The sequence below is a fragment of the Kitasatospora sp. MY 5-36 genome (assembly GCF_001182915.1).
Classification (GTDB): domain Bacteria; phylum Actinomycetota; class Actinomycetes; order Streptomycetales; family Streptomycetaceae; genus Kitasatospora.
The window spans coordinates 1-6851 of record NZ_LFVW01000615.1; the positions used below are offsets into that span (position 1 = coordinate 1).

The following is a 6851-nucleotide window of genomic DNA, read 5'->3' on the forward strand; positions in this document are numbered from 1 at the left end:
CCGTCCCGGAGGCGGGGCGCGGCGACTTCGAACGGCTGGTGCGCAAGCGGCGGCCGGACGCGGTCGGGCTGCGGGAGCTGCGGGCGGTGGACCGCGCGGAACGCGAGCGGGGCGAGGCCGAGGGGCGGCCCCGGGTGAAGCTCGCCACCGTCGCCGAGCTGCTGGCGGCGGGGCTGCGGCGGTAGGGCCCGTCTTCGAACTCGCGTCTGCGGGGCGGCGCACAGGACGTGCGCAGGAAGTCGGGTGGGCCGACTTCCTGCGCACCGGCGGCTCCCCGCAGGGGGTTGACCTGCGGGGAGCCGGGTTGACGTGGCCGTGTCCCGGTACGGGCGGGGCGCGTTGGCCGGGTGTGAGTGGTTTTGGGAGGCTGCCGGAACCGGAACGGCGGCTGGCTGAGGAAACGATCCTGCACGGCGCTCCGGACAGACCGCCGGAGCAGCCGCCGGAGCAGCCGTGGGCGGCGCCCGTGCCGGAACCCGTAGCGGAACCCGGCCCGGAGACGCCCATCTACGCCGAACTGGCCCGGCGCTGGCAGGCCGAGGGGCGGGCCGTCCCCGGGCTGCCCGACCCGGACTGGGAGCCGCCGGCCGCGCCGGCCGGGGCTCAGGAGGCGTCCGGCTCCGGCTGGAGCCCGGCGCGGGCGTCGGGGTGGAACCCGGGGGCGGGCTCGGGGTGGAACCCGGGGTAGAACTGCCGCGCCCACCGGCGGAACAGCCCGATCGAGCGCTCCCCGGGGACGAGCCGGGGCTGCGCCAGGTACCGCTTGTGGTCCAGGACCGGGCGGTCCTGCTTGATGATCCGCACCGAGGCCTGGAGCGCCGCCCAGGAGGCCGCCCGGTCGACGGCCCGCGCCGCGCCGACCCCCGGCACCGGCACCGTGGCGGTCACCGCGAAGCGCACCCTGGTCCGCCACGGCGCGACCGGCGTCGGCAGCACCCACACCCGCAAGGTGCCGCCCACCTGCGGCAGTTCGACCTCCATGCGCATCAGCCCGAGGCCGAACAGCGTCACCGGCTGCTCCAGGCTCACCGTGCCCAGCCCGGGGAACCGGGTCGTGGTGCGCTGGTGGACGGTGAACAGCGGCCCGGCCACCTCGGGCGGGGCGGTCTCCCGGGTGTCCAGACCGTGCAGCACCCGGGTGTGCCGGAAGTCGACGCTGTTCTCCATCACCTCCTGCGGGTGGGAGAGCACGTCCCCGCTCCACCACGCCAGCGGCCGTACCCCGACGGCCGGCGGCAGCTCCCAGGCCGGTGCGCCGCCGTCCGGACCGCCGCCCGAACCGTTGCCCGGGCCGCCGCCGGGGCCGCACCAGACGAACAGCGCGCCGTCCCGCTCGCACAGCCGGCGCCCGGCCAGGGCGCCGCGGAACCGGATGCCGTCCGGCGAACCGGTGCACGAGCCGTCCGGGCCGAAGGCGAAGCCGTGGAACGGGCAGACCAGCTCCTCGCCCCGGACCTTCCCGCCCGCCCCGAAGTGCGCGCCCAGGTGCGGGCAGTGCGGGCCGACCGCGCGCACCGCGCCCCGGCGGGTCCGGTACAGCACCACGTCCTCGCCCATCAGCCGGACCGTGCGCACCCGCCCGGGCGGCAGGTCCCGGGACCTGCCGACGCAGAACCAGCCACTGGGGTACGGCAGGGGGGCGGAGCGCTCGTCCACGCGGAGTTCACCTCGATGGCTTGACAGCCGTGTGAACGTACCAGGCGACGTGCTCCCGAACGCCGTACATCTCCACCGTGGACCGGAGATTGAGCCACTTGGCCGGATCGCCGAAGCGCCGCAGTATCTCCCACGGCAGCCGGAAGTACGCGTACACGGCCTCCGAGGTCGGCAGGTAGTACGGCGTCGCGTCCAGCGCCTCCTCGACCTCGAAGCCGGCCTCGGCGAGCAGCCGCGACAGGTTGCCGGCGTGGTAGACCTTGGAGCCGGTCATCGTCATCGCGTCCAGGTACGGTTCGATCAACGCCCGTGCGCCCGGCTCCATTTCGTCCAGCGGGCCGGTGCTCATCGGGCCGAGCAGCACCAGCCGGCCGCCCGGGCGCAGCACCCGGTGGAGCTCGGCCGGCGCCCGGGGCGGGTCGTAGGAGTGGACCAGCGTCTCCATCGAGTACGCGCCGTCGAACTCCCCGTCGTCGAAGGGGAGCCGGTGGAAGTCCCCGAAGCGGAACACCGTCCGGTCGCCCATCCGGGCCCGGGCGCTGAGCCGGGCCGCCTCGGCGAGGTGGAAGTCCAGGACGTCGACCCCCGTCACCGCCAGCCCGAAGCGCAGGGCCATCGCCCGGGCCACCACCCCGGCCCCGCACCCGGCGTCCAGCACCCCGCGCCCCGGCCGGCAGCGCCAGCTTGCGCCCCAGCACGTCCTCCAACTGCCGCTGCGCCCGCCACAACCGCCACTTCGACTGCCCCGGCTCCGTCCACCCCCAGTGCCGCGCGTTGCGCGCCACCCGGGTGTAGAACCACCGGCTCCCCGCCCGCCCGTACACCCTGCGCAGCCCGGCCAGATCGAGTCCCTGAGCGCCCGTGCCAGCGGGTTACCCGGCTCGCGGCGCCGCCTACCCCCGCCGCCCGCGGATGCCCCGATGGGAGGAATAGGCGGTTGATAGGTCAAACGGATCGGCGGTGATGGGTTTCGGCCGACCGGGACGGCCGTACGCCGCAACCTGACCGTCCGCGCGACGTTGAACCGGCCATGAACAACAACCGCGTACCGCTCGGTCCTTGGCTGGGAATCTCGTGGGGGGCGGACACTCCGCCGGCCCTCGACCGCCACATCCTCAGGGCGCGCCATGTCGTGGCCATCGGCAACCGATGGATGTGCTTGATCGAGGCCGCCGAGTTGGCGGCGCTGGCCGACATGCCCGACGCGGCCTTCGTGCTCGGGAGCCGGCGAGGCTACCTGTCGGACAGCCAGGTCAACCAGGCATTCGCGAATGCCCTCCGCGAACGGCCCGAGGACGTCGGCTTCTTCGGGGCGCCGATCGTCCTCTCCTCGCGCAGCCCGCACTGGGAGCCCGGCTGGGGCGGCGGTTCCGGGCTGCTCGGTTTCGCTGGCGTGCAGTGCTTCGACGGGTTCCAGCGGCTGGTCACGATGGCCCATCTCGCCCGTGAGCTGCCTCCGGGGCACCTCAGCAGGGCCCTCCTGTGGGTCGTCGTCGTCACCGGAGAGGATGTCGACCGGGGCCGTGAGCTGTGTGATGAGGTGGCCCATCACATCAACCCATTGGAGCCGCAGGACAACCTTGTGCGCTGCCCCGACCTCCTGCGCGTCCAGGCGGAGTTCCGGCAGGAGGGCGGATTCTTCGATCCTCGGCGGGGCATCGTGTCCGGTCCGCACCCGGTGGGGTTCACGCCCGCGGATGTTTTCCGTTCGCTCGCCGCACTCTCGCTCGCGCCGCGCCCGTACCTGAGCAACCAGCTCCAGACCGTCGAGGGCCTGAACGGGCTGTGGTCGGACATCACCGGTCCGGCCTACCGAAGCCTGGTGCATGAGGGCCTGCACGCCATCAGCATCCAGCGTGCCGTTGAAGCCAGACGGGAGACCCAGAAGGTGATCGCCCGGATGCTCAAGCGGAACAGCAAGGGGGTGCTGGAAGCTGCTGGAGTACGCGCCCGAACTGGTGACCTGGACGGCTTGCCGGGCGCTGCCGTTGGAGACGCTCCACGACGGGAGCAGGACGTCGCCGAATTGGACGAAGCTCATCAACGGCGGGCTCGCGGCGGAGACCGAGCGGATCGCGCACCTGCTGGTCGCCTCGTACGAGCGACTTCGCGGATCGGAGCACAAGTTCAAGCTGGTGGCACACAAGCTCGACCTGTGGCTGGAACTCGCGGACATGGTCCTCGGCAAGGCCTGATTCCTTACCCCCGCCACGAGCGCTTCAGCTCCGCCCAGCGGGCTGCCTGATCCTCCGTCAGGGTGCCACGGAGTTCGGCGAGTTTGAGGAGCTGGGCCTCGGCGTCGGCGCCCAGGGGTTGGGCCTCGGCGCGGTAGTGGTCGGTGAGCAGGGCGTCGAGTTCGGGGCGGGTGAGGGCGGGGTCGAGGCGCTGGGCGAGCTTGGCCATGTTGCGGTAGGAGCCCTGGAGCAGGAAGGGGGGCTCGGTGCGGGTGCGGTCGTCCTGGGCGGCGGAGGCCAGGTAGGCGCGGTTGACGGCCAGGACGGTGGAGCGCAGGTGGAGCAGGCCGGCGAGGACGGCGGTCATCCGCTCGGTCTCGGCGGCGGGCCAGGCGCCGGCCAGGGTGCCGCCGGGCAGGCCGCCGGCGCGGGCGAGCAGGGTGTCCAGGTCGGCGCGCTCGGCGGTGGCGAGCGGGGCCAGGTGGGGGCTGGCGGGCAGGGCGTTCTCGACGAAGCTGAGCGCGAACAGGTCCTCGCGCCCGGCGACGGCGTCGCCGAGGTTCCACACGTCGGCGCGGTTGGCGAGCATGTCGGGCAGTCGGAAGAGGCGGCCGGACTCGGTGTACGGGTTGGCGGCCATGACGACGGCGAAGCGCTTGCCGCGCAGGTCCCACTCGCGGGCCTCGCCGTCCCAGACGCCGTCGATCCGGCGCTGGGCGTCGCACAGCGGGATGAAGCGCTGGAGGAACTCGGGCGAGGTGTGCTGGACGTCGTCCAGGTAGAGCAGCACGTTGTCGCCCGCGTGCAGGGCGAAGTTGAGCTTCTCGACCTCGCGCCGGGAGGTCGCGTCGGGGGCCTCGGCCGGGTCCAGCGAGGTGACCCGGTGGCCGAGCGCGGGGCCGCTGACGGAGACCAGCAGCAGGCCGAGCCGCTCGGCGAGGTACTCGACCAGGGTGGTCTTGCCGTAGCCGGGCGGGGAGACCAGCAGCAGCAGGCCGCTGCGGTCGACCGGTCCGCCGGGCCCGGCGGTGCCGAGCTGCTTGGCGAGGTTGTCGCCGACCAGCGGCAGGTACACCTGGTCGATCAGCCGGTTGCGGACGAAGCCGTTGAGCGGGGCGGGCCGGTACTGGTCGAGCCGCAGCCGGGCGTGCTCGGCGGCCAGCAGTTCGCCGCGCAGCCGCTGGTAGGCCCGGTAGCCGGGCACCTCGACCTGCTCGAACTCCGCCACCCGGGCGAGTAGTTCGTCCAGCCGGAGGTCGAGCGCGCCGCCCGCGAGCCGCGGGTGGTCGCCGAGCAGCCCGGTGATCCGGGCGCCCACGGCCCCTTCGGCGGGGCGGCGCGGCAGGGACGGGCAGAGCAGCGCGGCGGCGGCCTCGGCGAGGTCCGCCGGATCGGCGTCGACGGCGCCCGACTCCAGCCAGGCGGCGGCGAGTTGGCGCCGTACCGGCAGCAGCTCGGGCTCCTCGGGCAGTGCGGCCAGCGCCTCGGTGAGACCGGCCGACTCGGGGGCGGCGCGGAACTTGTCGAGCAGCGCGGCGGCGCCCGTCGAGTGGGCGAAGCTGGGTGCGGCGGCGGCCAGTTCGGCCACCAGGTAGGGCCCGGCGGGCGCCGCTCCCGGGACGAAGTCCGCGACAGCGGAGGAGAGTTCGCGGGCGAGGGCGTCCAGCGCGGCCTGCGCAGGGGCGCCCCCGAAGGCGTCCCGGGCAAGGCCCAGCGAGCGGGCCCGGGTGTGCCAGAGCAGCCGCTGCCGCTCGTCGGCGCCGTGCGCCCAGTACAGCTGCGCGGCCGCCCGGGCGCCCGCCGGGTGGCGCAACAGCCCGGCCTCGGCGTCGAGTCGGAGCAGGGCGCGGAGCAGCAGCGCGGCGTCGTGGTCGTGCACGCCGCGCTGGTAGCCCTCGTCCGGGCGCTGCTCGGCGGCCCGCCGGACGTGCTCCAGCAGCTCGGCGTCGGTGAGCGGCGCCGCCGCCTCGACGGCCGGCAACAGGCTCGCCGCGAGGTACTCGGCGCGGTACAGCCGCGGGGTCTCCGAGGGCAGCGGGCGGTCCCAGTACCGCTCGGTGGCGGCGAAGGCCGGGTCGGTGACGGGGGAGCGGTAGTCGGTGCCGGTGAGGGTGAAGGCGGGGCGTCCGCGCCAGGGCACCAGGGCGAGTTCGGGGCGCTGGGTGGTGACGGCGAACAGGTGCCGGCCCAGCCGCAGGGTGCCGGGGCCGTCCCCGGCGAGCTCGGCGCGGTCGCGCAGGGCCCGGTGGGCGCGGCCGCGGGCGGCGCGCAGCCGTCCGGTCAGCTCCTCGGCCCGGACCCGGTCGCCGAGCGCGGTCAACTGCCCGGCCAGGTCGCGGAGTTTGACGGCGGTCGGGTCGGCGGCGAGGGCGGCGTCGATCTCGGCGGCGGTGTCAAGACCGGCCAGCCGGCGGTGCAGGGTGTCGAGGACGCGCCCGGCGGAGGCGGCCAGCCGGTCGGCGCGCCGGGCCCGCTCCTCCAGCAGGTGCTGGCGGCGGGCGGTGAGCGCGTCGTGGACCTCGGTGCGGCGGGCGATGAGCTGCTCGCCGAGCGCCGGGTCGGCGTCGGCGAAGCGGGTCTCCAGCTGCTCGATCCGCAGCAGCAGCCGGCCGAGCTGCTCGTCGCAGGCCTCGGGGGTGTCGGCGGCGGCGAGCGCGGCGGTGGTGGCCTGGCCGAGCAGGGCGGTCTCGGCGGCGAACTCGGCGGCGGCCTCGCGGGTGCGCAGCTCCCGGCGGCGCACGGTCAGCGCGGACCGGGCCCGGTTGAGCAGCCCGAGCACGTCGGCGAGCCGGTCGAGGATCGCGGTGCGGGTGGTGGCGTCGGCCAGGTCGAGGGTGCCGACCAGCTCCGAGACGGTCTGCAGGGCCTCGCTCTGGCCGCCCAGTTCGAGGCCCAGCGGCTCGGCCTCGGCGGCGGTGGCGATGGCGGCGCAGCGCTCGGCCAGCTCACCGGCCCGCTGCCGGTGGGGCTCGAAGGCGGTCGGCTCGGCGAGCTGGCCGACGGCGCGGTCGGCGGCCTCGG

At 75.1% G+C, this 6851-nt stretch carries 4 protein-coding genes and 1 pseudogene; 2 read left to right on the forward strand and 3 right to left on the reverse strand.

What is annotated here, in order from left to right:
• A pseudogene (locus AE652_RS31695) lies at positions 1 to 185 on the forward strand (ferredoxin-NADP reductase); the annotation flags it as partial.
• Between the two features lie 418 nt (positions 186 to 603).
• On the opposite strand, the gene AE652_RS31700 reads toward AE652_RS31695, so the two are convergent.
• Together AE652_RS31700 and AE652_RS49325 are read right to left on the reverse strand one after the other, a co-directional pair.
• The gene (locus AE652_RS31700; RefSeq protein ID WP_049657822.1) at positions 604 to 1656 is read right to left on the reverse strand and encodes an aromatic ring-hydroxylating dioxygenase subunit alpha; all 1053 of its coding nucleotides are present in this window, start codon (positions 1654 to 1656) and stop codon (positions 604 to 606) included.
• Between the two features lie 7 nt (positions 1657 to 1663).
• Positions 1664 to 2785, reverse strand: a complete 1122-nt coding sequence (locus AE652_RS49325; protein WP_304414275.1) for a class I SAM-dependent methyltransferase — start codon at positions 2783 to 2785, stop codon at positions 1664 to 1666.
• Between AE652_RS49325 and AE652_RS46775 the strand changes: the two genes are divergently transcribed.
• Positions 2687 to 3901 (forward strand): hypothetical protein, encoded by a 1215-nt coding sequence (locus tag AE652_RS46775; RefSeq protein ID WP_053112369.1) that lies wholly within the window; start codon positions 2687 to 2689, stop codon positions 3899 to 3901. The two genes, AE652_RS49325 and AE652_RS46775, sit on opposite strands and share 99 nt — an antisense overlap.
• Here AE652_RS46775 and AE652_RS31710 read toward each other — a convergent pair.
• Positions 3856 to 6851 (reverse strand): AAA family ATPase (locus AE652_RS31710; protein ID WP_159028603.1); only part of this gene is annotated, 2996 nt, incomplete at its 5' end. The genes AE652_RS46775 and AE652_RS31710 overlap by 46 nt on opposite strands.

What these genes read in the sequence shown, in the direction of transcription:
- AE652_RS46775 (WP_053112369.1), top strand. Translation starts at nt 2,687, where the DNA reads ATGAACAACAACCGCGTACCGCTCGGTCCTTGGCTGGGAATCTCGTGG.
- AE652_RS49325 (WP_304414275.1), bottom strand. Translation starts at nt 2,785, where the DNA reads ATGGCGCGCCCTGAGGATGTGGCGGTCGAGGGCCGGCGGAGTGTCCGC.